The 4,134-nt window shown below is 69.4% G+C and carries 3 protein-coding genes; all 3 read right to left on the bottom strand.

The features are described 5' to 3' along the window. Nucleotides 1-271: 271 nt before the first annotated feature. Nucleotides 272-472: a cold-shock protein gene (locus tag HY703_10035; protein MBI4545524.1), complete on the bottom strand. Its 201-nt coding sequence runs from the start codon at nucleotides 470-472 to the stop codon at nucleotides 272-274. Nucleotides 473-1,011: 539 nt separating this feature from the next. Then, the gene (locus HY703_10030; GenBank protein ID MBI4545523.1) at nucleotides 1,012-3,378 is read right to left on the bottom strand and encodes a transglycosylase SLT domain-containing protein; all 2,367 of its coding nucleotides are present in this window, start codon (nucleotides 3,376-3,378) and stop codon (nucleotides 1,012-1,014) included. Between the two features lie 225 nt (nucleotides 3,379-3,603). Beyond that, nucleotides 3,604-4,134 (bottom strand): GWxTD domain-containing protein (locus HY703_10025; GenBank protein ID MBI4545522.1); only part of this gene is annotated, 531 nt, incomplete at its 5' end.

The following is a 4,134-nucleotide window of genomic DNA, read 5'->3' as shown; positions in this document are numbered from 1 at the left end:
GTTCAGCAGTGCAAAGAAGGACCTGTAGATGAGCGCGTAGCCATCGATCAGGAACAGGCGCGGGCGCGCCTTTGCCGGCTTCTCCACCATACTTACCCTTACACCAGTGAGCCGCCAAGGCACCACCGGCCCGCCCGCAGGGGGCGGCGCCGCGGCACTTTAATCCGGAGAACAACCCGGGAAGAGAACGGCGGCGCCCCCCAAAAGAACGCGCCCCGCCGGGATCCGGCAGGGCGCAGAGTAGCGGCTGATCAATGGCCCGAGATCGCCGCTAGACGCGGACCACGTTTGCCGCCTGCAGCCCTTTGTCCGTCTGCCGCACCTCGAACTCGACTTCCTCTCCCTCGGCCAGGGTCTTGAACCCCTGCATCGTGATCGCAGAGAAGTGCACGAAAACATCCTCGCCGTCAGATTGCTCAATGAAGCCGTACCCCTTGGCATCATTGAACCACTTGACCTTACCTCTGGCCATTGAGCCTGCCTCCTACCAGGGGATGGATGCGCTGCCGGCTGCCACAGCGGCAGCAACGATAAAAACGGCGCGCTCGCGGTGTCAAGCAAACTTTTGTTTTACAGGGCCGGCCGGGAAACGGCCGAGAGCGTGGCCGCGGCCGCCAGAGGCACGAGCAGATTATCGGGCGCGCCGGGGACGAATGCTTCCAGGACCGTGGTGACGAGCGCGGCCGCGACGGCCGCGGGCAGGCCAATACCGGGCAGGGCCCAGGCGGCCAGCAGCGCGACCGTGAAGACGGCCGTGCTGCCTTCGAGGCTCTTGCCTGGCGCGAGGCGGCGGCGGCCAAAGCGCTGGCCGGCCCAGGTCGGCGGCCAGGGCGAGGAGCGCCATGGCCGTCAGAATCGCGCGGGACGCGTCCGCCGGGAGCGCGTCCATACCAGTGCCGCGGCGGACAGCGCGGCGGTCACGTGGAGCGCCTTACGCAGCCACTCGGCCTGGCCGCCCGCTGCCGGGCGGCCGCGCTCTGCCGCAGTCGCGGGCCGTGTCGCTTCCCGCAATCAATCTCCGCCGGACGAGGGGACCGGCTCGTCGCCGTAGAGGACCGAGTAAAGCCGGGCGTTCTGCTGAACCACCTTGACGTAGTGGCGTGTCTCCTCGAAGGGGATCCGCTCCGCGAACAGCTCGTCATCCTGGTACTCGGGGAACTCACGCCAGCGCGCGACCCGGTGTGGACCGGCGTTGTACGCCGCCAGCACCCGCGGCAGCCGATTGCCAAAGCGCTGCAGCAGCTCGGTCACATACGCGGCTCCGAAGTGCACGTTCAGCTCGGGCCGCGTGAGCATACCAGGTTCGAAGCCGTCCACGCCCAGCGAGCGGGCCAGCACGCGGCCCGTGGCGGGCATTAGCTGCATGAGGCCAATCGCGCCTGCGGGGCTCGCGATCCCTGCGTTGAACATCGACTCCTGTCGAATCAGCCCGGCCAGCAGGAACGGATCGAGCTGACGCTCCCGCGCCTCCGCCAGGATGAGGTTGCGATAAACGAAGGGGTAGACAATCCGCAGCAGTCTGTGGTTCCAGATCCCTTCCCGACGGTAGACCTCCCAGCCCAGTTGTATGCCGGTAAACGTGTGGCCGCGCGCATTGAACGCCTCCGCCAGGGCGTACAGCGCGCCGTCCCGCGTCCCGAAATGCCGCTTCAGCCGCTCGATCTCGAAGCTTACCGCGTCTTCGCGACCCAGCTCGCGCAGCAGGTCCAGCCGCTGCAGCGCGCGCGCGACCCCCGCCTCGATCGTCGGGTTGGTTGGCGGAGAGGGCTCGATCGGCATGTTCCAGAAGGATTCACCCAGCAGCTCGGCTGCCTGCATGCCGTAGTATGAGAAGGGATCGAGCGCCCGCGTCTCGCGCAGCCGTTGCCGGGCCAGGGCGGTGTCGCCCAGCTTGAGGTAAGTCTTGCCCGCCCAGTACGTGGTCGGCTGGTAGCGGCGCCCGCTCGGATGCCGCTGCCGGTATTCCTCGAAGATGGAAGCCGCCGCGCGATGATCGCCCTCGAGGTAGGCCATGCCGCCCAGTCGCATGAGCGCGAGACCCGCGTCATTCAGGTCGGCATTGCGCTCGACCGTGCGGCGGTAGAATTCGCGGGCGCGGTCCAGCTCGCCCTGGTCGTGGTACAGGTCAGCGATCAGAAACAGGGCCTTGGCGGCCGGCGCCTCCTGGGGAAACAGCTCTGCGGTTCGCAAGAAGGTGGCGCGCCCCGCGTCCCCGCGCCCCTGGCGGTATTGGCTGCGGCCCGCCAGCAGCATGGCCTCGGCACCGATGCGCGCGGAGGCCGCGCCCCGTGCGGATTCGAGCAGGAGCTTTTCCGCATCCGCGTAGCGTGCGGCCCGGAACATCGCCCGCCCCAGTTCGAGCCGTACCTCCGCCTGCTGCACGGCGGATCCGCCGCCGGCAGCCAGGTAGGCGCTGAGGCCGGCCATGCCGCGGTCCAGGTTGCCGTGGCGCAGGTAGAGCCGGCCGATGCGAAGGCGATCCTCCGCGTTGAGCCGGGGCAACTCGCTCATCGCGCGCGCCGCGTCAATGGCGGCAAGCGCCTCGGGCGCCGCCTCCATGGCACGCCGCAAGGCCTCGCGCGCTGCAGTGGTATCGCCACGCAGCAGCCGCAGCTCACCGGCAGTCTTCCACGCCTCCGCCCGCGCTGCCGCGGTGCCGAGCAGGTTGGCCGCCGCTGCCGCTTCCCGCTCTGCGCCCGCTGGATCGCGGGCGTTGCGCCGCGCAGAGACGCGCACGCGCCACGCCCATTGGCGCGCCACCACGCTGTCCATCCCCCCCAGGCGGCGCTGCACTTCTACCGTGTCGCCGATCTGAGCCGCCGCCTCCGCGGCGAACAGCGCGATCCAGTCACCGATTTGAGGAAGCAGCCGCGCAGCCGTGTCGAAAGTGCGCAGGGCGCCGCGCCCGTCACGCGCTCGCGCCATGGCCAGTCCGCGACGCGCCTCGACCAGCCCTCGCTCGCGGTCGCCCAGTGCAGGCGCAACCTGCAGGTAGCGGGCAAGCGCCTGGCCGCTGTCGCTCCAGCGTCCCCGCTCGAGGCGGCCCCGCCCCAGCAGGCTCCAGCCATAGCCGCCGCGCACGCTGTCGAGCCAGCGGCGGCCGGCCAGGAGTGTCTCGACGCGCGCCCACTCGCCCCAGCCGGCCTCCGCCTGGGCCGCGAGCAGGAGGGTCTCGGGGGTCGTGTCGGGCACGGCGGCCAGGTACTCGCGCAGGATGCGGCTGGCGCGCCAGTAGCGCCCCTCCTGGAGCGCGCGCAGCGCCTCGGGCGGCACGGCCGGCGGCGGCGGCCGCGGAGCGGCGGGGGTGTGCCGGGGGCTGAGCAGCTCCGGCGCCACTACCACCGCCAGGAACAGGAACAAGATCAGCAGGTAGCGCAATATACGAATCAATTGGCGGACCGGACGTCCACCGTGCTACCCGCGACGGCGGTGGCCGGGTCCGGGTCGACTGCAAGTCTCTCGCCTGCCTGCAGGTTGCAAACCCCGGGCCCGCCAATGCGTCCGTCCAAGTAATCGAGTTCGCAAGTACGGTCGCATTCGGCCACTGAGTGGTCGAGTTCGTAAGTACGGCCATGAATGCGGCCGTATTTGTGGATTCGACCACTAAGCTTCGGGGCGCAGTTTCCGGGCAGCGGAGCGGAACGCCGACTCGGATGACGCCGTCAGCTCGTAGCGGCCGAAGCGGGTGCGGTCCACGAAAAGCAGCTCGATCCGGTCACCTGCAACGCGCTCGTAAATCCACTCCTGGGCGTTCGGCTGACCCGGAACTTCCTCTCGCCCGACGTGGCGCTCGAGCACATGGTCCGGCGGACCCAGCACGATGAACACCTCGCCCCGATCCGTGCGCCACCCGGCCCGGCCGGGCTCCGCAAACTGGTCGTTGGCGATCCTGACGCGCTCGAAGAAGTCCTCGCGAAACTCGTTCACGGGTGTGGCCGGCACCGGATCGCGACGCTTCCAGAATCGCTCCCACGCCTCCCGCCGCGCCGCGCCTTGCGCGGCCTGCAGCGAATCCAGCTCTTCGGACGCCGCAATATAGCTCAGGAACTGGAGGACTTCCTCGAAATTCGCCACCATCCACTGGTCCGAGATGGTGACCAGCAGCGGCGTCCGGCGCACAGGCGCGACCTGCCC

The organism is Gemmatimonadota bacterium, assembly GCA_016209965.1.
Lineage (GTDB): Bacteria > Gemmatimonadota > Gemmatimonadetes > Longimicrobiales > RSA9 > JACQVE01.
This window is presented reverse-complemented; position numbering and strand designations above follow the sequence as displayed.

Excerpts from the sequence above, each read along its gene's own strand:
- HY703_10035 (MBI4545524.1), bottom strand. The coding sequence starts at position 472 with ATGGCCAGAGGTAAGGTCAAGTGGTTCAATGATGCCAAGGGGTACGGC.